Below are 23,451 nucleotides of genomic sequence, written 5' to 3'. Positions count from 1 at the left end.
ATTCCGGGATTTCAAGCCTGCCGCTGGCATCTATCGTGCGATGGAGCGGGGCGCCGATCGGACTGCCATCCGCTGCGATGGCCTGCACCATCACCGGCGTATCGCCGATGGGCACAAGGCGAGTGCTCTCGAACAGATGCAACAGCGTCAGCGAACCCTGGGCGGGGCAGGTCGCGACAACAGCGCTTGGCGTGCGCGAAGACGCCGGCGCACTCAGCGTGACGTCGTCGCCGACCTTGAAGGTCTGCTCAAGCGCCAGCGCCGAGCCGCTCCAGAAGCGCTCGGCCCAGGCGTCGAAGGTGTTCAGGCAATCGCGAAAGTCACGGAAAACGCTTTCGACGTCCGGTGCCTTGGCATCCATTGGCGTCAGCACCAGCTTGGCAATGACCGGAATCATGAAACAGCCCCGCAACCGGGGGCCTTAGCCAGCAACTCCATCTGCAATGCCTCGCACTGTGTGATCAGGCGAAGGACTTTGCAGAGGTTGGAAGATAAAAGAAGTCGGCCTTATTCGCGGGGATAGCTGGGAAATTTCGCCAAAGCTTCAAGGTAACTGAGGCCCGGTTGTAGGAACCGGATTACGGGTTGCACAGCCCTACAGCTTCAGTTGCCCAATCGCCATGCTCAGCTCTCCCGCCAGCGTCGCCAGCTCACTGCTGGTCGTGGCTGAACCCACCGTCTGGCGCACGGTGTTTTCGGTCACATCGCGAATGCTCACCACCGCGCGGTTCATTTCTTCGGCGACGTGGCTTTGCTGCTCGGCGGCGACGGCGATCTGGGTGTTGCTCTCGCGCATCTGCGCCACGGCGCGGGTGATGTCGGCCAGTGCGGCGCCGGCTTCCTGGGCTTGCTGTACGCAGTCGTCGGCCTTGAACGAGCTTTCCTGCATGAAGTCCACCGCGTCGCGGGTGCCGGCTTGCAGGGCCGAGACCATGCGGGTGATTTCGTCCGTGGAGCTTTGCACGCGTTTGGCCAGGTTGCGCACTTCGTCGGCGACCACGGCAAAGCCACGGCCCATTTCTCCGGCGCGGGCAGCTTCGATGGCGGCATTCAGCGCCAGCAGGTTGGTCTGTTCGGCGATGCTGTGAATGACGCCGACCACGCTGTTGATCTTGTGACTGTCTTCGGCAAGTTTCTGGATCATTTCGGCGGTCTGTTGCACGCCGGTGGACAGTCCGGCAATCGATTGCTGCACGCGGGTGACCACGGCCTGGCCGCTGCCGGCCAGGGTGTCGGCAGTCTGCGAGAGGTCGCGAGTGGCGCCGGCGTGCTGGGCGATATGGTGAACGGTGGCCGTCATTTCATTGATCGCGGTGGCGGCCTGGTCGGTTTCGCTTTGCTGACCGAGCATGCCGTGCTGCACTTCATTCATGCTGCTGGCCAGTCGCGCGGCGCCTTCGTCCAGTTGCCGAGCCGTCTGCGCGACGGTATTCACCACCCGTTGATAGCCCGCCTGCATGGCGTTAAAGGCACTGGCCATCTGCCCGACTTCGTCCTTGCACGCCAGCGGCACGCGCGCCGACAGGTCGCCGGTTTTCTCCACGTGCAACATGATGTCCTTGAGGGTGTTGAGCTGGCTGAGCAGGAAGCGGATCAACAGTTGCGAGGCGCCGAGCATGGCCAGCATCAGAATCGCCACGGCCGCCGCGTAGCGGGTGAAGCGTTCGCCCAGCACCTGACTCAGGCTGGGTGCATGGGCCAGAATGGCTATGTGTTGGCCGTTGGCGCGGTTGATCACTTCAGCGCCTGTCAGCGGATTTTTGCCGAACAGCGGTTCGTGTTTCAGTTCGACCCAGCCGCTGGCGCCTTTCAAGGCTGACAGATTCTGTGGGATTTGATCGTGGGTGAACATCAGCCATGACTCGCCGGAAGGCAGCGGCTTATCGGCAGGCCAGGCGCTGAGCAAGCGTCCTTGCGCCTGGGCCGAAGCCTGGGACGCCTGGCTGCGCGCCTGTTGCTCCAACTGCACGGCGTACAGCACCAGCAGCAGGGTGGTAATGAAGGCGACCGCATTGACCGCCCAGAATTTGTATTTCAGCGAGATATTGCTAAGCCAGGCACCCATGGAAGGTTTTCTCTGATAGCGGAAACAGGCAAGGTGCCATTATTGTGCCGCTACTCAGGAACGCCTTTGTTGATATGGGTCAATGCGCCGTATCACGCCACGACAGGTAATCCGAAAAAGGCGCGGGCGCAGGCGGTGCTGTGCCGCGCCAGGTCTTCGGCGCTTTCGTTGCGGTGCAGGGCGACTTCGCGCAGTACCTCTGGCAGATAGGCCGGTTCATTGCGCCCGTTTTTCGGCTTGGGGCGCAGGGTGCGCGGCAGCAGGTAGGGCGCGTCGCTTTCCAGCATCAGACGGCCACGGGGAATTTCCCTGACCAGCGGATGCAGGTGTGTCCCACGGCGTTCGTCGCAGATCCAGCCGGTGATGCCAATGTGCAAGTCGAGGTCGAGGTAGCTGAACAGCGCTGCCTGTTCGCCGGTGAAACAATGCACCACGGCAGCGGTGAGGTGGTCGCGGTAATCCTTGAGGATCTCCAGCAGGCGTGCGTTGGCGTCGCGCTCGTGCAGGAACACTGGCAGTTTCAGCTCTATGGCCAGGGCCAGGTGTTCCTCGAGCACTTTTTCCTGCTGTGGGCGAGGGGAGAAATCCCGGTTGAAGTCCAGCCCGCATTCTCCCACGGCGCGCACGCGTGGTTGGCCGAGCAACCCGCGCAAGCGCTGGGCGCTGTCGCCGTTCCAGTCGTTGGCGGAGTGGGGGTGCAGGCCAGCGGTGCTGAACAGGCGTTGCCCGCTGTCGTCGAGTTTTTCGCACAGGTCCAGCGCCTGTTCGCTGCCGTCGACACTGGTGCCCGTCAGCACCAGCTGCTGCACGCCGGCGGCGTAGGCGCGCTCGAGAACGGCCTGATGCTTCCCGTCGAAACTGGGGTTGGTCAGGTTGACGCCGATATCAATGAGTTGCATGGTGCTATCTCCGCCTTCGGCCGGAAAGCATATCAGAGCTGTAGATTTATAAGAAAATCTAAGAACTACAACAGGTTATAGCTGTCTTTGAACGTTACTCGCGACATTGTGATAGGCCGGGCGCCTTTCATCCTGCCGCCATTGCGTGCAAAGCCTGCGCATAAAGCGCTCTGTTTCTGACCTCCAGCACCGCGTTTTTCGCGCGGGCGCTGGCCAGTATTCTTTCCGGAGAGCGGATGATCCGACCCTCGGCAATGCTTGTGATGTGCCTGACGCTACTCGTGCCCCTGGCGGCGGTCGCGCGTCTGGACGGGCCGGTGGAAGTGGTCAAACCCGGCAAGGTGCGAGACCTCGCGCAAATTCGTTCCAGTCGCACCCTGCGCGTGCTGGTCAACCAGAGTCGTAACAGCTCCGGCGAGGTACAGGGACAGGCCATTGGCGTCGAATATCATCGCCTGCGTGCCTTCGAGCAATACCTCAATGGCCACGCCCGTGATGGCCAGGAAATCAACCTCAAGATCATTCCCAAGGCCAAGGACCAACTGCTGGGCGCGCTGGCCCGTGGCGAAGGCGATCTGGTGGCGCCCGGCGAACTGCTGGACATGAAGGCCGCGCACAAGATCAGCACCAGCGACCCGATTGCCAGTGATGTGCCGTTGTGGCTGGTCGGGGTCAAGGGCGAACGACGCTTTACCCGGCTTGAGCAGTTGTCCGGCCGCACCTTGACGCTCACCACCGGCAGCGCGGCGGCGGACGCGATCAGTCAGGTCAACCAGAAGCTGGCCCTGCACAAGCAGGCGCCGATCAAGGTGGAATGGGTCGATCCGAGCCTGGCTGTGGAGGATGTACTGGAAATGGTCCAGGCCGGGATCTTCCACCTGACCATCGTGGAAAAACCGATTGCCGAACGCTGGTCGAAGATCCTGCCCCGGTTGCGTTTCGACAGGCAGGTGGTGATCAGTGAGCCCGGCGACGAGTACTGGTTCGTCCGTCAGGATGCATCCATGCTGCGCGCCAGTATTGACCGCTTTCTCAAGACCTACCGAACCCCGGCCGACCAGGACGTGGCCTTCCAGCGCATCTATCGTCGCCTCTACCAGGTGCGTAATCCACTGGCTCGCGCCGACCGCCAGCGCCTGGAGAAACTGCGTCCGATCCTGCAAAAGCATGCGCAGGAACAAGGCATGGACTGGTTGAACCTCGCCGCGCTGGCGTTCAAGGAGTCGGCGCTGGATCCGGGCGCGCGCAGCAGCGGAGGCCCCACTGGCCTGATGCAGATCACGCCATCGGCGGCGCAGCGGGTGGGCGTGAATAATATCGAGAGCCTGGATAGCAATGTGCAGGCGGGCGCGCGCTACCTGGCGATGATCCGCCGCAAGTTCTTCTCCAGTCCCAGGCTCAACGAGCGTGAGCGCATGGCCTTTGTGCTGGCGGCTTACAATATGGGGCCGGAGCGCGTACAAGGCATGCGTACCGAGGCGAAACGCCGTGGGCTGAACCCTGACCAGTGGTTTTTTCAGGTTGAGCGCATTGCCATGGAGCAAGTGGGGATGGGCGGCGTCAGCTATGTGAATAGCGTCAACAAATATTACCTGGCGTTCGATCGGGAACGGACGTCACTGGAACCGCGAGCGCCGAAAAGTGCTTCACGTAAATAATCGATTTTATAGATGTTGATAACGGGTTTTTTCGACTTTTATCATTGTTTAAGTTGATTAATATAGCGACCAATCACCTCCTGTCAGCAAAAGGATTTATCTTATGAGCCCATTGATCACACGTGTTCTGTCCACCCGCGCCGGCTACGGCCTGACGATTCTGCGCGTCTTCGTCGGCGTCGTTTTCGCGGCGCACGGTTCGCAGAAACTCTTCGGCTGGTTTGGCGGTGGCGGCCTGGCGGGCACCGCGCAGTTCATGGAAAGCATCGGTCTGGCACCCGGCACACTGATGGCACTCCTGTCGGGCGGCACCGAGTTTTTTGGCGGCCTGGCGCTGATCATCGGCCTGTTGGCACGCCCTGCGGCGTTGGGCCTGAGCTTCCTGACGCTGGTGGCGATCTTCTCGGTGCACATCCATAACGGTCTGTTCATGGCCAACAACGGTTATGAGTTTGCCCTGGCCTTGCTGGGGGGCGCGCTGGCGGTGTTGCTGGAAGGGGCGGGCAAGCTGTCTGTTGATCGAGCCATCGCGCGCTGAGGCCTGCTTTAGTCCTTTCAAAGGCCCGCCACGTGCGGGCTTTTTCGTTGCTCGGGATTCTTGACACTGCCCCACCGGCTTCTCTAGGATGCTGCTCATGCGCCGATTTAAACAGCTAATTGCGGGGCGCCACTGGACTGGATGCAGTCCGACAGAACCTTGCGTCAGCAGACAGGGTTCGAAATACCGCTAAAGCGCTGGTTCGGTGTTGCCTCTCACCTGCCCGCAGACTTTTGAGGCAGAGACACGACACGATGAATGCACTACGCCCCCTCATACGCCTGGCTCCGATTACTGCGGACCTGACCCAGCGCAACCCGAAAATTCTCCTCGGCGGCAAGCATCAGCCAACGCTTCTTCGTTATCTGGACGGCTGGCCGCGTCGAACGGGGCGGCCTTCGGCGTTCCTCATCCAGTTTGTGGAAGATGGCGACCCCCTCTCGCGTTTTGCGAACAACAGCTTTGATCTGGCGGTTATCCAGGCACCCAGTGCCAGCGACGCCCCCGAAGTGATTCGCCAATTGACGCGCATTGCCCGGCAAGGGCTGATTGCGCGTCGCTGACTGATCAGTAAGCGGCCGCTGCGTGCACTGAACGGCGTCGGCGCTGGTGCAGCGAAAGTGCCAGGGCTATCAGGCATAACGGCAGCGGCACCGCCAGGACCATGAGCAACGCCAGCTCGCGCTCCAATCGCAGGACCTGCGCGTAGGCCTCCATCTTCAAGGCGTGCATTTCAAAGGGTAGGCGCAGTCGTTCTTTATTGAGTGCCTGCAGTTGGACAGTGGTATCCACCGTTTGGGTGACAACATCGGTAGTGCGCGGGTTTTGCTGTTGCCAGGCCTGTTCGGTGCGCGCAAACCTTCGTTCGAGCTCGCCGGCTTTCTGTAAATAGGATTGTGCGGCGGCTTCGCGCATTTGCGTCAGCAGATGTGGCGTCCTGCTCTGCATTGTGCGGGGACGAATGCTGGCAAGCGCAGCGGGTGCGGCCAGGTTATCCAGCGTATTCAAGACAAATCGCACGTTGCTGTTGGGGGTTGAACTGACGACGGTGTCTGTGAGCATATCCGTGTCGGTGACCACCACCACCTGGATCCGCGCCGCGTCTTGCAGGCCGGCGGGCTGACCCTTGATGCCGTTGGGAAACGCCGAGTAGGCGGGCCCTTCGACGCGGGCAGCGATCACATGTGACCGCATGGGCGTATTGGCTTCATTGAGGGGCTCCAGCGCGAGCGCGGAATCGAAGCGTCTGGTATCCAGTAATACCGAGCGCCTTGAACTCTGCAGCAGCGGCGTCAATGTCGTATGGCTTTTGCGGATAAGGGACAGTGCGCCGCTGCTCGACACTGTCACTGAGCTGAGATTCCAGCTGCTTATGTCATTGGCGTTCATGCCCTGGCGAAGCACGTTCAGGCGGGAGGCCTGTTGTACTCTGGTTGTTCCCGGGCCTGATAAGGGGGACGAGGCATGGACGTTATCGATCAGTAACTGGTCGCTTGGCATCTGGATGCCCCAGGCAGCAAGCAGTCCGTCCAGTGCGGAGTCTGCCGGTGCCGGGTCCGAGGCTGTCTCGCTCAACGGATCGACAAGGATCATCAGCTTGCCGCCCCGCAGGACAAACTGTTCAGTCGCATACAGAGTCCGCTCGGGCAGCAGGCGCGGGTGCACCACCATCAGTGTCTCAATGGAGGAGGGAATCTGGTCGGTAGTCGGCGACAACTCCATCAGTTTGAAATGCTTGTGCATCTGCTCCAGCAACTGTCCGGCAGCGGTTTGAAGTTTCAACCCTGACAGCACGCCAACGGTCGGCGGCCCGGAACGCGTTAAGGTGTGGATCAAATGACCGATCTCATATTCAAGCAATGCCTCGTGATCAGGGCTGAATGTACTGATACGTTGAGTGCCGATGCCTTCGCGAGTGCCTATGAGGCCGAGAAAACCATGCTGGTCGTCAAGACCGTACAACGCGGCTTTGTAGGCGTCTTCCGAATAAGGAGGCGGGTCAATGATGTGCAGATTGAGCATACCTTTCGCCGCCTTTTCGTACTGCTTGAGCAGGTCCTCCACACGTTCGCCATAACGGTTCAATACCTGGCTTCTTCTCGGGTCATTTCTTGAGTTGAAATAATACAGGTCGAGCGGGTTTTCCAGTGTGGCGAGCAACTGCCGGGTGGGCAGCGATAACGTGTGGATTTTTTGTTGAGAGGCGTCCCAGCGGATATCGGGGATGTGTTTGATCCACACCAGGTTAAAGGCCAGGAACAACAATGATATGACGATTAGCGTCATACCCGTAAGAAGAGCGGGTCGCATACGGTACTTGGCTTCTCAACGGCTTTTATAATTGAGCGTGACCGTAGATGCCGATAAAAAGGCAAGGATCATGCTAATGAAGAATAAACTGTCACTGAGTGCCAGCTTGCCATTATCCATAGTGTCGAATCGTGAGAGCGGATCAAGGGCGATTAAACTGTCAATGACCCAGATCGGCATTTGATGTTCAAGCGCTTCAATTGCCGAAGAAAGTCCGCTGACAGCGAGCAGTAATCCTATGGTTAACAGGAAAATAACCACCTGTTGGCGGATCAACGTGCATATGAAACACGCTGCGGATAAATAACTTCCGGCCAGTAACCAGCTCGACAGAAATTGTAAGCGGATAACGCTGTTGTCCGTCGCGCCCAGGTGATTGGCGATGAGTACGATGGGAAACATCAGCATCAGGACAATACCGCACACGAACCAGGCGGCCAGGAATTTGCCGAACACACGTTCGAATGGAGTGATGGGCAGGGTTTTCAGCAGCGTGCGAAAGCTTGTGTCGTGCTCATCCGCCCATAGCTGGATCGATAGCGCTGGAACCAGCATCAGGTACAGCCAGGGATGCAACTGGAAAAAGACCTGCAAGTCGCTGCTGTCCCGCTCAAGCCACTGGCCCACTTGCAACCCCAATGCCGCGCACAGTACCAGAAAAACCGCGGCACTCAGGTAAGTGCCGGGCGAGCAGGCATACCGGGTGAGCTGATGCATAAAAATAACCGGAAGCTGTTTCAAGGACGGACCTCCTGAGTCAGGTGGTGAACCACATCATTCAGGCGACCCTGCTCCAGGCTCAGTGACGTGATATTCCAGCCGCGGCTGGCAATGAGCGCGTTGATATGGGGATAGATGGTTTGCCCCGGCAGCGCGAGAACGGTCACCGTACCGGGTGCATGCTGGTCTTCTTCGATGCCCGCAACACCGGGTAAAACGGCGAGCGCCAGTAAGTCCAGCGGTGCTTGCGCAGCCAGGGTGACCGCATGGTAGTGCCGGGAGTTGCGCTGCAACTCTGGCAGCGGTGTGTCCGCCACCAGTTGGCCGTCCGCCATAACCAGCGCGCGGGTGCAGAGGGTGGACAGTTCGTCGTAGCGGCGAGAGGCAATGATGATGGTCATCTCGTCGCTCAAGGATTTGATGAGCATTTTGAAGTTGAGCAGTTGGTCCGGCGACATGCCCTCGGTCGGCTCATCCAGCAGCAACAGAGCAGGCGTGTGCAGGACGGCTTGGGCGATGGCGACCTTGCGCTTCCATGGCATGGACAGTTCGGCCAGGGGAGCGTCCATCACTGGGAATAACTCCAGGCGCGTGGCGGCTTTATTTATCCGCTCGCGCTTTTCCGCGCCGCTGAACCCGCGAAGGGCCGCAATGAAGTTGAGGACGCTTTTGACCGACATACGGTGATGATTGAGGCCACGCTGAAGTTGATAGCCGAGGGCTGCCTGGGCTTGATACGGGTGGGTTTGCGTATTGAAACCGGCAACGCTGATTCGCCCGCCCGACAGATTCGATAAGCCGGCGATTAAATTCAACACTGTCGTCTTTCCCGCACCACTGTCCCCGAACAGGCCAATGCATTCCTGGCGTTGCGCGGAAAAAGAAAGGTTATGAATCAGTTTTCTTTTGCCCAAGTACTTTGTAATACCGTCTATCTCGAGCATGTTCTTACCGAATAGTTTTACAAAAGCTAATGTAGGTAATGCCGTTCAGGCATTGTCCAGCGCCCGAAAAAGGGTACGGTTAAACCTGATGCTTGGGAACGTGGGGGTGGATCAATAAGACAAGTCCTACGCTCGGCTGCCTGGCTAACTGAAACAATAAATTGACTGTTGGCTTGTCCATGACCGGACGTCTGTCTGGTGTTTGTTTATATAAGGTGTGCCCTTTTTCAGTGAGGCCTGATTATCATGATGTTGTTACGTACCCTTGTTCTTGAACATGGCGATCAGGGAGCGCCGGTCAACGGCGCACTCCTGTGTGGGTTTGCCGTGGCGCAGATTCAATCCAACTTCCTGGTCTACAGTCTCGACGAAGAGGTGGAGCCCGGAAATTCCAGAGTCTATATTGCAGCGTTGCGTAAAAAAGCTGATCGGCACTTCCTGAGTGGCGTCGAGTCCACTGACGACCTGCAAGTGGCTATGCAGGCGTTCAAACAAATTCTAATGACGGCAGCGGCCTCTGGAGCCAAGGCTGCGTCTGTCGAGGCTACGGTCCCGTATCATTTCATTGATATGAAAGGTTGCAAGTTGCCTCCCGCCAGGCCTGAGGATCATCACTCGATGATCATCAAGAAGGCTCTGGTGATGAAGGTCATCACCTTGGGTATCTCTGCGCCGGTGTTGCCAGCGATCGAAAGTGCTTCGTTGATCGTGCCGTCCATTCGTTTTTCGTCACAAATGGTCTCGCCTCCCAGAGTCGCAAAACCCTCGAGGCAGGCGGAAGAGCCGTTGAGCGAGCCTGCCGTTAACATGCCGTTGCAGGCTATCCCCGCATTGGCGCAAGTCTCGACCCGCGTTGAGCCCACACCGGTCAGTCAGTTTGAGCCAGAGGAGTCGGCATCGCAGCAACCTGCGGCCCAAACGGAGCACGCCACGCTGGTTGAGGTGGACAATACGCTGACGAATCTGGCAAAGGTCGCTCAGGAGTTGGCGCAGAAGCAGCTCGCCGTTGTCGAGCGAGAGCAGATGCTTGAGCAGTGGGAAGCTCGATTGCAGCAGGCTCAGGTCGCGCATGATGAGAAGAACCGTGAGCTGGAGCAGCGCGAAACGCAACTGCACCAGCGAAATTTGCAGGTTGACCAGAAAGCCGGGCGACTTTCGCAGGCGACAGCGCAGGTGTCGGATATGCGACAGCACCTTCAGGAAGTGCTTCTTGAGCTGGACCGATCCCTGGAGGGCTAGTCTGGAGCCAAGATGTTCTCTCACGTGTTTTCCACGGTTCATTTATCATCAGCCCTTGCTGGTCGACGTCAGGGCATGAAGCTGTGGCGTATCGGCACCATTGGACACTGCCTGGGGATGCAAGGGTTTGAGCACCAAGCTGATTACCAAAGAAGGCCACGAAGCGCTGAAGAAAGAACTGGATTACCTCTGGCGGGAAAAGCGCCCGGACACCACGCGAAAGGTGACCTGGGCCGCTTCCCTCGGGGATCGCAGCGAGAACGCGGACTGGCGCGAAACTCCCCTCAGGCGGTACTGAAACCAACTGCACCCCTTACCTCTCTTGGCCTCCAGTTTCAGTACCGGTACCAAATCACTAGTACTGAAACGATAGGCGTTTTCCATCTTCGATCAGCTAGATTCTGGTGAGAGATCCGAGATGCTGGGCGGTGACGTCGACGATCAATACAGTCATCAGAGGGAGATTGACGTCGCTCGTGAGAATGAAATTTTTGCCTTGATCTTTGTTCGCAAAATTCGACTTTAGGAGGCTAAAGAAGGCTCCGTCATCCTGCCAAGAAAATGACAGGTATTTGAGAGCGATGGTGTCCCGGACGCGAGGCGTGAGGATTTCCTATCCCACTGCTGCATGCAAAATTTCGTTTGCGGCCAGCGTAAGGCTGGCACGTTTTTTGTGCGAGACTGTAAACCCTCGATCCCAAGGCATTACAACCGGTAATTTTTCATACTATCTAGACCCTCCCTGCAACTCCTACCCCCTGAAACGGCGAAAAAGTAATCAACTCCTCTCGTGATCATGAGTTTCCAAGCGAGGTTGCCCTCGCTGCCTCGACCCAATCTCCACAAACTATGTACTATGTACTAACAGTTCCAGCACCCCATTAACTATTACCAGGCTCTCCTGAACGTAATCGCTCAGGGGTACCCCAGGAGCGTATTGCCAGAATAGCTCCAAGCGCTCACTCAGGCAGGCATGGTTCACCCCAGTGAAAATGGTTCATCAAAGAGTAGGTTGGTACCCAACGCCCTCTATGTGTTTCAAAGAGCTCCACCAGTGCGCGCAATACAGACCAAAATTTATCGAGTCATGCATTGATTTTTGCAATAAAATTCTAGGGATTTAAAAGGCTTGAATGGTTATGAAGGAAGCAGAACTGCAGGACGCTGTGGTAAGAATATTGCAAGATCAAGATCTCGCGAGTCGTATAACCAATCTGGGCTATTTCAGGGGTCGAAAGAAAGGCAGCAGGCCAGGCTATAGAGAGTACTCCTATAGAAATATTCTGACAGACCGCTATGACTCGTCAGTTATTTGGATTTGCGATAGATTTGCGAAGTGGGAGATTTCTTTGGTGGGGGGTATCAATCCCACCAATATATCGCTGGATAAATCAGATCGACTTTATCCAGATATCATAGCTTACGATGAGTGTAAAAATTTCTTCTTATTCGAGTTGAAAGTTGGATCAAAAACTGAACGGGAAGCGGTGACTGAGCTTTTTGCATATGTTTTTGAACTCCGTACTCTCATGCCGACATTAAATAATCATGAGATATCACTGATAATTATAAGTGATGAATTCGGCGTCTTGCTTTCGCATGCTGTACTACAGGTTTTGAGTTTTTTTGGAATGAAGGTCTTGTGTCTCAGACCGAAAAATAAAATATACTTAAACTTTGAAATCGTTGATCCACTAAAATCCCTAGGGATGAAAGACTATAGGCTGTCGGATAAAGCAATTTCCGTTTATTCTCTTAGTCTATATCAGCATAAGAAAGTCAGTCTAAAAGCAAATGAAAATATCGAGATGATTCTCAAAGTCGTCGACGACATGCTGTTGGATAGAGCTAATAGACTCGGGTCAAATGGCTTTTATTTCCTGCATAAAAATGAATACACAGAAAATACATGTGGCCCGGTCGCTACGTACTTTATAACCATCGGTCTGCTTGATCCGTTCAAGCTATTAGATGTGCCATCCTTGCTATCGAGGAAAACCAATATTTCTTCTTTTTTACTCGACATAGCAAGCGACCATGATAGCCATCTTCAGAATCATTTTTATGAACTGGTGAGCGAGGCGGAGCAGTTTCTTAAAAAATTTTACCATGTCACATATGAAACGCCTGCATCCTATCGTCAATTTTCAAGGGCGTTTGAGTCATGGCAAAATGTATGTGCTGTTTCTTGCAATGTTTGGGGTGAGTTTGGAGAGTTTGTCAGGGAGATATTGTATTCGAATAAAACTGGAGAGGATTTTTTCAATGAGGAACTCGATCACACCAACCCGTTTTGCCTCTGGGAAGCACTGGAGGTAGTGTTTTCGGGTAGCAATGGTATAGATTTTGATGACTCATAAGTTCATGGTCTTTAGAGAAAAGCAGGTTGCTGCAAATATCATCAATGTATATGAACGTCAAGGAATATAGCTGATGCCATTGGCTTGAGGTTTCTACAAAGTCTCGGTGTGCGAACGGCGGCGATTAGCTTCATCAGGATTTCGTATTGAGTTTAGACGTCTAACCCTTTCGCTTCGAAAGGATGCGGGATGCCACACACAGCATCCCGCGCCCAAATCACGGGTAGAGCTTGAAGGAACTATCGGGATAGCGCTGGTCAGCCCGTAGCTTCCGGGTATCCAGGCCGTAGGTACGCAGCAGCCACCGTGAGTCACCACCTGCCTCGCCGCCTACTACGCCGCGCCCATGCAGCCCAATGCGATTGTTTACGAGCAGGATATCGCCAGGCGCAATGACCACCGACGCGGAGCATTCCTGGCAGGCCTGCTCGAAGCGCGTTATCGCTTGGCTCGCAAGCTCGGAGTCAAAATCGGTTTCCGACGCACTGTGGCTGTAGCGAATCCAATATCCATCCTCGGTTTCGAACAGCAGTTGGATGCCAGCCATTACCTCCAGCAGCGGACTGTCCTTGCCGAAGAGTTTGCGCAGCCCACGCTTGAAGGTTTTCTGAGGGCGTAGGATGTACTGAGGCTTCGTCAGCTCATTGATCTCCTCGCTTGTCAGCCTCTGCAGGACAGCAGAGAGTGGCATGACCGTGGTGGTAGTGCTGTTGGGATTACGAAGACCGCTCAGGCAAACGAAGTCAGGGGAGGGTGCTACGCGCTGGTCGAACTCATGCGGCTGTCCGCGAACGGGGAACGACACACCGTCGGTGTGGCCGCGCATATTGCTCTTCGATTTGTCAGCAAAGTCACCATCGCCCGGAAGCACCACTAGGTTCACGAACAGGTGGCCGTCATTCTCGGAGCCATATGAAATGGTGTCCGAATTGAGCGCGGCAATGCAGACCACTGCGCTGGCCCTGGCGGAGACAGTGGTGGCAACGTCAGGCACGGGGATGAACGCAGTTGGCGTTTCTGGCAGATCGTGAATGTCAAAAACAGCGCGCAGATGGATCAACGGATTCGTCCAAGCACTGCGCTGAACGTCGTATAGATCGACGTCGACATCCGTGAGAGCAGCGATGACCTGGGGTAACAGGTGCGCACCAAGCTGCACTGGATTGTCGAGCGCTGCGAGGCAGTATTCGAGCGAGTTATCGCGCATCCATTGGCTCACTGAACCTCGGATAGCCTTGGAAAAATGAGCGTCAATCAATTGTGTCCCTACCATCGAAAGTGATATAAAGATGATATACGAGCGCCTTTTGGCGCGCCACTGCTTCCGTCCAGATGCCCAGAGTCTACCATGAAACGTAATGTCAATTTGCCGCCTCCAGCCCTCAACGCTCCGCTCAGGGCGTGGTCGGATTACCTTGGATGGGTGTCTGCGGCGGCGGATTTTCAGATGGTAGGGGACATTTGTCAGTGTACGGTTGCTATGGCACAGGGACAGATCCTAGAGGTGCAGGCGGCGACCCCAGATCTTCTTGCCAAGCAGGTCATGGCCGACCTGACTGCCAACATGGTTGTACCGCCGACCATGGATCGCTCAGCAACATCATCCCTTCAAGATGCACCGAAGCAGCAACCGAAGCAGCACCAGAAGCAACAGCAACTGCAGCAAGGTGAGCTCGGGCAAGATAAACCCAAGCCCGTGATTCCCGAAGGTCTACAAACCCAAGCGTCGCCACAGGAGGTGTCTATGCGCAGTCATTATGAACCCGCTTTGCCTCGTGCATCGCAGGCGCCGCGATCTGCACCCGTGACCAGCACCAAGGGCACATTGCAGACGGTAGGTGTATATGTGCCGGTAGCTATGCATAAAGTGCTAAAGGCCGTTGCGGAGGAGCAGGGCAAGAAATTCTCTGTGCTCGTTCGAGAGATGGTTGAGAGTGGCTACGAGCGTTTTGAAGATGCGATCGAAGAGCGTAGCGGGAGAAAGGTGCTCGATAGCTATGAGCAGAAGGTGGCGAGCTATGATGGCCAGCCCGAGCAATGGATGGCCCGACTTGATCGCAAGCTCAGTCTGGAGCTCAAGTTGACCGCGAAGGAATACGGACGGTCGGCTTCTCAAATCGTCGGTGGGCTATTGGCTGAGGAGCTTTCTCATTGCCCACAAGCCCAGACGGTTGCTTCACCCATCTCTGCCACTGCCCAGGCAGTCTCTACTACCGCTGCCCGAGTAATCGCTGATCCAGCTGAAGTGGCACGTGCTCAAGCCGAGATCGCAGGTCTTGTAGGCCCGAAAGCCAACGAGCTGGCCAATCACCTGGGCCTTCCCGGCAAGCGAAAATTGGTCAACGAGGTGCTGGTTGGGATAGTTCGTGCACCGGGTGTCTTGATGAGAAATGTCGCCGAGTATTTCCAAGTTTCGCCAGAAGCTATGAATGAAGCGGTGAGTCTGAATTTCCGTCAGCTAGCGGCACCTTCCTTTAAAGCGCCCAACGGCCAACCAAGGGTGCTAACAGAGCCTGTTTCTTGGGAGGAGGCGGTGAAATCGCTCCACTTACCTCATGACGAAGAGGCGCAACTGTTGGCCTTAGGGGACTGATATGAATCCTTTCGACCGTGCACGAATTCAGGCTATCAATGCACGGGCGAAACTCATCGCTGCGTGCGGTGAACAGTATCCGACCAGCCAGCAACTGATTGACGTTGCTGAAGCGACGTTGGGCATTGCGATCGAGTGGGAGTCACCCGATGACTATGCGTTGGGCGGGGCAGATGCGCTCCTGCAGCGGTCGATGCACACGATCCTGATTCGTGATGACGTTCGACAGGAGGCGAAGGCTTATCTATTGGCTCACGAACTGGGGCATTGGTATCTCGACTCACCCCAACCTGCTCCTGGTACTTCTACCGTGTCTTTCATCGCCGCCCCCGACGATGAAGCTGATACCACCACTGCTGCTAGCACTCCCAGCAGCACCAGTCCCGTAAGTGCGGTGGTGGAAGGGTATGGTGCATGGGAGCGCAACGAGCTCCAGGCAAACGTCTTTGCACGAGAGCTGTTGCTACCCAGGACGGCGGCCAGAGCATTGTGGTCAGCAGGATGGCGTTCTCGATCGATAGCGTCGCATTTTCTGCTGCCTCTAGAAGTCGTAAGGCAGCAATTGGCTGACGCACTGCTGCTCTCAGATGTCCCTCCAGTTCCTCCGGCGCCTGCACATCCCCCGAGCGATGCCCAGCGTCTTGCGGCTGAGGCCCCAGAGAAATTCGTCAATGTGGTTGCGGGGCCAGGAACGGGTAAAACCACGACGTTGGTACATCGAGTAGCCCATTTGATCGCCAGTGGGGTTCCCGCCAATAGAATTTTGGTGATGACCTTTACCAACCGCGCCGCCCAGGAGCTTGTGGAGCGGTTGACTGCAGCCAATGTTCCGAATGCTTCACAGGTATGGGCTGGTACCTTCCATTCGTTCGGACTTGAGCTCCTGCGAAAGCACCACCTTCTCTTCGGTCTGACATCTCAGATCAAGATCGCAGACGCGCTGCAGCAAGTCAGAATGATGGTCGAAGAACTGCCCACCCTGCAGCTCGAATATTTCTTCAGGTTGAGCAACCCGTATGACTGGTTGCCTGATGTGTTGAGAATCATCCATCGTCTGAAAGAAGAATTGGTCACCCCGGACGAATACGCTGCGATTGTTCGAGCATTGCCAGCGGTTGAGCCCGATGTTGAACGAGAGCGGAACGACATAGTGACCCTCTATAGGGCCTACGAAGCCGTACTACGGCGAGAAGGGTGGGTGGACTATCCAGACCTTCTGGTTCGACCCACTGTGCAGGCACGTGATGATCGTCCGTCTCTTGCGCCTTTCCTAGAACAGTACGACCACGTCCTGGTGGATGAGTACCAGGACGTCAACCATGTGATGATCGAGTTCGTCAAAAAGATCGGATCGCCGCAACGTTGCCTATGGGTAGTCGGTGATATTCGTCAGGCTATTCATCACTGGCGTGGTGCGTCGATTCAAAGTCTGCTCAAGTTTGACGAGGCGTACGTTGCCAGAGGACAGGCTGCCTCTATCAGGCGATATAGCTTGGACATCAACCGGCGCAGCTCTCCAGAGATTCTTCGTCTGGTTGAACGGGCTGGAACCGACCATGTGTTGCAGCCACTTGTGCCGCTGGATCGCGTATCACCTTCTCGCTCCGTGAGCGGAGTTATGCCAGCTTTACTCCACACCCAAAAGGATGCTCAGAGCAGTGTCATCGTCGGCGAGATTACTCAGTGTCGAGCGGCAGGGCACTCGTACGGCAGTCAGGGCATCATCAGCTCAACGAATGCCCAAGTAGACAAGCTTGCTCAAGACATCGAGGCGGCTGGCATTCCTGTTTTGCACCTGGGTGAGTTGAACCAGAGGGCTGAAGTCAAAGAATTCATGTGCCTGATGCAATTGCTGACGCAGCGTTCGCCTGGAGCGCTCCTCGGCTTGTTCAGACGTGCAAACTTACGGATGCCTGCAGCAGACATCGAGTTGCTGACGAACCAGTCCAAGCTAGGTTTCAACCACCAGCGTGGTCGTTGGCTGAGCCGTCCCACTGCAGTCCTCTCGGCGCTAGGGCAGCAGGTTGTCCAGGAGTTGAGTGACTTGTTGGAAGGGGCTACGCGAAGTTCTCGCCCTTGGGTTTTTGTCTGTGACCTGCTGTTTGAAAAAGGCTTTGGGTTGGAGTCGCTGGCTGACCAGTCTGCTGCTGCGCAGATCAATCGCCTGGCGTTGTGGCAATTCCTCTACGGGGTTCGCAACAGCGATGGTGTAGGTAGCCAGGCGACGTTATCGAAGTTTTTGGTCAGAGAAGATTTTCGGCGGTATATCGGGCAACGATCAGCGGAGCGCGCGCTTCCACCCGAGGCGGCTGCGATCGACGCTGTGAGGCTCATGACCGTCCATGGCAGCAAAGGACTTGAGTTCGACGTCGTGCACATGGCCAACGTTGAAAAGACCAAGTTTGGCGCAGAGGCATCGCCACGTTTTGATGAGCGCCAGGCGTTGCTGCTGCCCCCTGAAGCGCTACACAGCACGCAAGCCCTGCGGCTCCAAGGTGAGGCCATCGAGCGGAACAATCTGTTGTACGTTGGCCTGTCTAGGGCGAAAGATCGGTTGAAGGTCTACGGCGGCACTGACGCAGCGACGATTCCCGATCCCTTGCGTGATCCTTCAGTAATTCCTGCCAGCGTCGCGCGAGCCTCTGTTCCAGTAGCGGCGCCTGTCTCGCGCGTACCCATGACACCACCTGTGGCGATGACCTTCGCTGCCCTTGATGGGTTCATGACCTGCTCCCTGCAGTATCACTATGCTCAAGAATTGAATCTTCCCATCGAACAGGATTTGGATGTCTCAATTCGGGCTCGTCGAGCAGTGTTGGCAGGGCTTGAATACTTCTACCGGGATGGAATGAAGACCGATGAAGCCTTCCTGCAAGCTTGGGGCGAGAAGTCGCTGCCGACATGGGAGGAGGACAAGATGCTGATGGAGCACGCTTGGATCGCCTTCAATCGAGGTGCTTCATGGCAGCCGGGTAGCGCGTCTTACGTTCCCGAAACAACTGCCAGCGTGAATGGCCAGGCCATTACCATGCCCTGGATGCTTCGCGAGGCGAGTGGTGATGTGATTTGGCTGCGAACGGGAGTTGGCCTCAGTGCTGTAGCGCGAAATGTTCGACCCATCCTGGAGAACTTGGGAGGCAGACGTTGCAACCGAATTTCAATTCATTCGCTCGTCACGGGGCTTTCTGAAGACGCAGTTCCGTCTGCCAGAGCGAGCACTACAAATGTGTTTAAGTCGATCGGCGCATTGCGTGCTGGTGAGCGCAAAGCAACCCGAGGCAAACACTGCAATCGATGCGCCTATTCGACGATTTGTGCTCAGAGGCACTGATTCGAATGTTGCACATAGATGTGCTTAGCCCCTTTTTTCTTAGGTGGTGAGTTGGGAGTTTGACTAAGGTTTTCCAAGACTTATGAGAGCTTTCTGGGTGGCTCTCATTTTTTTAAAATTAATAGCAATTTTTATATCTGGTAGCTTTATTATGGGCAGAATTTTTGCGACGTCAAATGAGTTGGGTTACTTCGATTTTTACACAAATCTTATAGAGATAAGAAACTATACGGCGCCTGCTAAGAGTGTCCTGGAGGAGGCGCTGAGAGAGACACTCCCGAACAAGTGGGATGAGTATTGGCCCGTGCGGGTTAATTTCCGGTCTCTAGTGGTACATGAGGCTACTCATTTTAATGATTGTGTAACAACATCGTGGGGCTTGGAATTTTTATTCAGAAAGTTAAATCTGATGAAAAGGATTTCAGAGGGTTTGAGCGTTGAGCAGGCTTTGTCCGTATTCTATTTGAACGTATCCGAGTTGCGGTCTCACAAGGAGCTGCTGGAGCTGGGTGAGTTCCAGCTTTCCCGAACGACATCTATGACTCATGAGGTAGTTGTGGATGATCGATTTGGGCCGCTAATATTTGTTATTTATAATTGCGGTGATGAGGTTATTCAAAAAGTCCCGCTTAGTATGTTGGCTGTTCTTGAGGCTAATGCTCTTGCTAATGAGACGCTAGTCAAGATAGTTGCAGCCGAAGCCCTTGAGGCTTGCTCAGAAAAAGATGAGTATCTTGATGAAGTGAATAGGGGCTTTCAAAAAATACTGGATGATAAGGAACGTTCAGAATACACAGTGCTGATATCTCTGATAAAGCTCCACTTTAGGGAGCTTACGCTGAGGGAGCAACTAGTATTCACTGCTACGCTTTGTCGTTTTACTTTGGATGTAAATATGATTGCATGCTCTGCTATAAGTTCGTATATCGAGAGATTTTTTTTGAACGAATATGCGGGCGCGACACTCTCTCAGGATATGCGGAGGGAAGGGTCGAGGGCAGTGATTTTTTTCAAAACGGCACTATTTATTTATGGGTGGATGCAGACCTCTAACTACTCAACTCGTGTCCATGTCCTTAAGCTTCTAAAAACGAATCCACTGGCTGTCATATTGAAGTTCTGGGCTTCACGTGTTAATGGTTTTTTGATGCATTATGGGATGACTGATAGTTTTATGTTCTCAAGCTCTCTTAAAAATATAACCGAGTTATCCAGCGCAATTGATGAAGAAATTATACGTTCGTGTAGTTTGTATAATCGAAGTGTTTTGAGTGAGCGGCCACTAGGGGTTTGTGACCTTTCAGAGGTTCGGCTCCTTGATGTGTTTCTCTCGGATGAGACTGAGATCTGTGTCCCTAATCGGGTTGATTTTAGTATTTCTGATTATTTGATTGGCAATGTTGATATATTTAATAAGACAGAGGAATACTGTAGGTTGGCGGTTTCTAAGTTCTTTATGCGGCCTGAGGATTTTATTCTTCATGTCAGTTCTCTGGAGGATTTTGGGGAAGAGCCTGAGTTGCATTGAGGTTTCTTATGGTTCGCTTTGAGTGAGTGGTTTATGGAGCGCTTGAGCAGATATAGGCATCGTCTCGGTAAACGAGTGAGTAGCTGCGTATGCAATCAAGTTCAAGGAAGCCAAGTTCAGGCCAATAGTTTTCATACTTAGCGTAGTCAAGTTTTGTGCCAGCTTGCGCTCCGCAGGCGTGAGGTGGCTCCAGGCGAGCGCCATTCGTGCATCCCATCGTTTAGCGTTCAGGAGTGCTTCGCTCTGAATCTTGTTTAATCCGAGATTTAACATGTCAGCAAAAAAATTTTGCCTTCCAAGAATAAGGGTTGTTTGGAACGCCGTAAGCGACAAAATCCGCCATGCTATAGGCCAGACCAATGCGCTGAAAACGGATCGGTTGATTGATTCAGTTTTGCTCGTCGTGTGATTTGCGGAAAAATTTGCTGAGTGGTCAATGTCAACTGAAAGGGGTAGAGAGTGCGTCATCAGCTAGTACCTAAATTCCTTATTGTTATAGGTAAATGATGTCACGGCGTAGAGATCGCGGCGATACTCAGAGCTTTTGACGGCGCTGGTCTTTGAGGTATGTCGGCTTTACCAAGGCGCGAGGGCATTCCCTTTACCTCTATATGCAGTGATTGCCCGGACGACATAGTGTTCACGCCCAGCTTCGGAAATGAGTTGACTGGGTGCAACTAGGATTTTCTGGATAGTTGCCTAGGTTGGACGGCACTCGCATTGCTCTGCGACATATAATATCGTACAGAGCCTAGAGCTGTACGCAGTGCGTTCCAGCTGGCTCCGCAGACCCTAGGCCTTAATGCGGAGGCCCGCAGGTATCGAGCGGAGCTGCATGTCCCCGACTGCAAGAGAGATTCAAAAAGCCATGCGAGCAGCGGATTGCGAGGATCTCTATTTTAATGGCGCCTCAAGCATAGGACTCGGCTTAGCATTGCCAAGCTGGAAATGCTTCACACCATCTAAAATATCCAGTGCATCAGCTCCAGCAATTTGAATCTCTAGCCTATGCCGCCTCAGATCAAAGGTGAACGCCGCTTCACCCGTGGAGTATGTGACGCGCATGGTTCTGTCGTCATCATCAATTTCACCTCCGTGAGCATCACGGACGTCCTCCAGGCTGTCCACGAGGTCATCGAAGGAGAGCTTCAGTCGAGCGAAATCAATCACTAGATGATCAAAGTCACGGTCGAAGATATCTTCGATGGCTTCTCGGTGATTGTGCCATCCATCCCTGAGCTGCAGAGTCCTATAGATCACAAACTCCGAGTGATCGTCAGGATTTTGTCCGCTGTTAACCGAATACCTGAAGTACTCGTACGCTACATCGCCGGCACCGTAGTCTTCACCTTTTTGCACGTCTTTTCGGCGCGCACCGAATGCAGCTATCGTTGCTTGATAAATTTCCTGTATTTCTTCCTTGATTTGTGTGTCTAGCAGCGTTCTGCAAAATTTATCAGCGGATTCGGAAAAGCCGATTGGCTCGCGGTATTTGGAACTAAATCCGGCTAGAGAGCGAATTCGGCCCGTCTCAGCGCTCTCCAAAAATTCAGTATTGTTCTGGAAGATGATCTTCGCCAGTACGTCGCTGGCAGGAGCAGTCGCGATGGAAGGCTCCTCAATATAACGAATGCGAAAGCTACCGCTACCAGAAAGTATTGCCTGAGGTGTTTGGGAAGCCTTGATCGTCATTTCATGCGTGATGTACCGGCGTACCTCGTACTGCAGATAGTCACGAAGACTAGCATCTGTGAGCCACCTGTCACGTAGAGCGCCGTCGGCTCGTCCTTCCAAGGCTTCCAGCAAAAAATGAGTCCAAATACCGTGACCTAATGGCTGTGCCGGGTATGATTTTTCCTGAGGGGAGCAGGAGAGGAACACACCACAGTACCAGTTGCCGTCTAGGAAATTCTCGACTTCCAGCGGCTCAAGATTTGAAATCACGTCGCGACAATTGATCACCTGCGCGAAGTTTGCTGCGCATGCGTCGACAAAGATAAGAGCCTGGCTGCACTCGCTTGCCTCCAAGTGCTCAAGCAAATCAGATTGTAGACTTAAGGTAGTACCTTCAAAGTTGAAACGGTTGGTATCGAACGCACTTAGCCGGTTCTGTCCGGCGCCATGGAAGCCATGCCCGGCATAATAGAAGATGAAAAGTTCATCCTCTTCGAGATTTTGAATGGTATAGCTCACCGCTTGAAGCGCCGACAGCGTTGCGTCTTCATCTTTGATTACGTCGAGGTGAAGGATTTCAGCCGGATAAATCTGGCGAAGCGCGGCAGCGAAGCCATCTGCATCGGCATGCGCAAAATCTACAACCGGCAATTCATCCCTACGATAGTTTTCGAGGGCGACCACGACCGCAGTAACACGCTTCGGTGCTCCGCCAGAGCAAATCTCAGTAGTCTCAATGGCCTTCCCAGCAGATCTTCCCGTAACCTTCTTACCCATCCTTGCTCCCTCCGCAAGCGAGAACCGCCTGACTTTGATAATTGCCAACCCTGCTGCGGGCCAAACTAAGACATGCTAGCGATTAGCTTTCTTTTGCTCAATCGTCGTGGCGGCATGTGCTGCCCCGGCCTTCCTCTAATTGGCTGACCTACTGTCAAGTTGACGCTTCGTTGAGTCCCTACGGACATTCGGGTGCAACGCCGCGCCATGTCGCGAGCATCAAGACAATTTCTTCAGGCGATTACTGACAGTCTGACGAGAAACGCCCAGTCTCCTCGCCACCTCGGCCTGACTAAAGCCCTGATCAATCAACTCCCTGATCTGCGCTCTCAGCTCCAAGGACGCTGCCACCACCGGATGCGTCCTTTTAGAAGGCAAGGGCGGTATTTCACTACCGAGCAATCCGGTTGACTCAAGGTCTCGCACAAGCTGATCAACAACCTGTCGAGGCGTTTGTCCTCGCTCTGCAGCGTACGCCAGTGCCAGCAAGGTCAGCGGGTCCACTCCTAGTGCCTTTGCAAGCTCATGACTCACGTCCAGCGTTACTGATCGAGTGCCTGCTTCCAACCGGCTGACATAGCTAGGGTCGACTGCGTCTGCTAGCTCCCGCTGCGAAATCTCTCCTCGCGTACGAAGCAATTGCAGAGCTGCGGCATAGGCGGTACGAAGCGACATTGACGTTCCTGGCAAACGCAACGATATGCTGAATTTGCTCTGTCACATGCAAGTGTCTATAGTCATCGTCTGTCTCGTTTGAGGTGGCGGCCTTGCCTGCATGCTGCTGCCTCAAGCGGTTCTTCAATATATGCAAAAGT

17 protein-coding genes and 1 pseudogene are annotated in these 23,451 nt (G+C 54.6%); 9 read left to right on the top strand and 9 right to left on the bottom strand.

Annotated elements, in window-relative coordinates; translation table 11 throughout:
* The 3 genes from TU79_RS13525 to TU79_RS13515 form a co-directional block, all read right to left on the bottom strand.
* Positions 1–397, bottom strand: a 397-nt coding sequence (locus TU79_RS13525) for a hypothetical protein (protein ID WP_057008437.1), incomplete at its 3' end; no start/stop codon positions are given.
* A gap of 198 nt (positions 398–595) precedes the next feature.
* Positions 596–2,065 (bottom strand): methyl-accepting chemotaxis protein, encoded by a 1,470-nt coding sequence (locus tag TU79_RS13520; RefSeq protein ID WP_057008436.1) that lies wholly within the window; start codon positions 2,063–2,065, stop codon positions 596–598.
* Between the two features lie 92 nt (positions 2,066–2,157).
* Positions 2,158–2,964: a TatD family hydrolase gene (locus TU79_RS13515; protein WP_057008435.1), complete on the bottom strand. Its 807-nt coding sequence runs from the start codon at positions 2,962–2,964 to the stop codon at positions 2,158–2,160.
* A 236-nt stretch (positions 2,965–3,200) separates the two neighbouring features.
* On the opposite strand from TU79_RS13515, the gene TU79_RS13510 reads away from it, so the two are divergent.
* From TU79_RS13510 to TU79_RS13500, 3 genes are all read left to right on the top strand, one after another.
* On the top strand, positions 3,201–4,622 hold the full coding sequence (locus TU79_RS13510; protein ID WP_057008434.1) for an MltF family protein: 1,422 nt from the start codon (positions 3,201–3,203) through the stop codon (positions 4,620–4,622).
* 103 nt (positions 4,623–4,725) lie between these two features.
* Positions 4,726–5,160 (top strand): DoxX family protein, encoded by a 435-nt coding sequence (locus TU79_RS13505; protein WP_057008433.1) that lies wholly within the window; start codon positions 4,726–4,728, stop codon positions 5,158–5,160.
* Positions 5,161–5,414: 254 nt separating this feature from the next.
* Positions 5,415–5,723, top strand: coding sequence for a hypothetical protein (locus tag TU79_RS13500; protein ID WP_057008432.1), 309 nt, complete (start codon positions 5,415–5,417; stop codon positions 5,721–5,723).
* A 4-nt stretch (positions 5,724–5,727) separates the two neighbouring features.
* Here TU79_RS13500 and TU79_RS13495 read toward each other — a convergent pair whose 3' ends face one another.
* The 3 genes from TU79_RS13495 to TU79_RS13485 are packed head-to-tail and all read right to left on the bottom strand — an operon-like array spanning position 5,728 to position 9,134.
* Positions 5,728–7,470 carry a GldG family protein gene (locus TU79_RS13495; RefSeq protein WP_057008431.1) on the bottom strand — a complete coding sequence of 581 codons (1,743 nt, stop codon included), beginning with the start codon at positions 7,468–7,470 and terminating at the stop codon, positions 5,728–5,730.
* 15 nt (positions 7,471–7,485) lie between these two features.
* Entirely contained in the window at positions 7,486–8,211 is a 726-nt protein-coding gene (locus TU79_RS13490; RefSeq protein ID WP_057008430.1) for an ABC transporter permease, read from the bottom strand.
* Complete coding sequence (locus TU79_RS13485; RefSeq protein ID WP_057008429.1) at positions 8,208–9,134, bottom strand: ABC transporter ATP-binding protein; 927 nt, start codon at positions 9,132–9,134, stop codon at positions 8,208–8,210. Before TU79_RS13485 ends, TU79_RS13490 begins: the two co-directional genes overlap by 4 nt.
* Positions 9,135–9,380: 246 nt before the next feature.
* Between TU79_RS13485 and TU79_RS13480 the strand changes: the two genes are divergently transcribed.
* From TU79_RS13480 to TU79_RS13475, 3 genes and pseudogenes are all read left to right on the top strand, one after another.
* A complete protein-coding gene (locus TU79_RS13480) occupies positions 9,381–10,373 on the top strand; it encodes a hypothetical protein (protein WP_057008428.1) in 993 nt (330 codons plus the stop codon).
* Positions 10,374–10,500: 127 nt separating this feature from the next.
* Positions 10,501–10,647 (top strand): annotated as a pseudogene (greB, locus tag TU79_RS25305) (transcription elongation factor GreB); the annotation flags it as partial.
* Between the two features lie 865 nt (positions 10,648–11,512).
* Positions 11,513–12,733: a hypothetical protein gene (locus TU79_RS13475; RefSeq protein ID WP_057008427.1), complete on the top strand. Its 1,221-nt coding sequence runs from the start codon at positions 11,513–11,515 to the stop codon at positions 12,731–12,733.
* 217 nt (positions 12,734–12,950) lie between these two features.
* Here TU79_RS13475 and TU79_RS13470 read toward each other — a convergent pair whose 3' ends face one another.
* Positions 12,951–13,940 (bottom strand): Fe(II)-2OG oxygenase family protein, encoded by a 990-nt coding sequence (locus TU79_RS13470; protein WP_057008426.1) that lies wholly within the window; start codon positions 13,938–13,940, stop codon positions 12,951–12,953.
* Positions 13,941–14,081: 141 nt separating this feature from the next.
* On the opposite strand from TU79_RS13470, the gene TU79_RS13465 reads away from it, so the two are divergent.
* The 3 genes from TU79_RS13465 (at position 14,082) to TU79_RS13455 (ending at position 20,185) form a co-directional block, all read left to right on the top strand.
* Positions 14,082–15,326 carry a hypothetical protein gene (locus TU79_RS13465; protein ID WP_057008425.1) on the top strand — a complete coding sequence of 415 codons (1,245 nt, stop codon included), beginning with the start codon at positions 14,082–14,084 and terminating at the stop codon, positions 15,324–15,326.
* Between the two features lies 1 nt (position 15,327).
* Positions 15,328–18,657 (top strand): UvrD-helicase domain-containing protein, encoded by a 3,330-nt coding sequence (locus TU79_RS13460; protein WP_057008424.1) that lies wholly within the window; start codon positions 15,328–15,330, stop codon positions 18,655–18,657.
* An 82-nt stretch (positions 18,658–18,739) separates the two neighbouring features.
* Positions 18,740–20,185, top strand: coding sequence for a hypothetical protein (locus tag TU79_RS13455; RefSeq protein WP_057008423.1), 1,446 nt, complete (start codon positions 18,740–18,742; stop codon positions 20,183–20,185).
* An 894-nt stretch (positions 20,186–21,079) separates the two neighbouring features.
* Here the strand turns inward: TU79_RS13455 and TU79_RS13445 are convergent.
* Both TU79_RS13445 and TU79_RS13440 read right to left on the bottom strand, forming a co-directional pair.
* Positions 21,080–22,636, bottom strand: coding sequence for a caspase family protein (locus tag TU79_RS13445; protein ID WP_057008421.1), 1,557 nt, complete (start codon positions 22,634–22,636; stop codon positions 21,080–21,082).
* A gap of 219 nt (positions 22,637–22,855) precedes the next feature.
* A complete protein-coding gene (locus TU79_RS13440; RefSeq protein WP_057008420.1) occupies positions 22,856–23,311 on the bottom strand; it encodes a helix-turn-helix domain-containing protein in 456 nt (151 codons plus the stop codon).
* Between the last annotated feature and the right edge of the window lie 140 nt (positions 23,312–23,451).

Source organism: Pseudomonas trivialis (assembly GCF_001439805.1).
Classification (GTDB): domain Bacteria; phylum Pseudomonadota; class Gammaproteobacteria; order Pseudomonadales; family Pseudomonadaceae; genus Aquipseudomonas; species Aquipseudomonas trivialis.
Note: the sequence above shows the minus strand (reverse complement) of the source record. Positions and strands in the feature narration are given on the sequence as shown.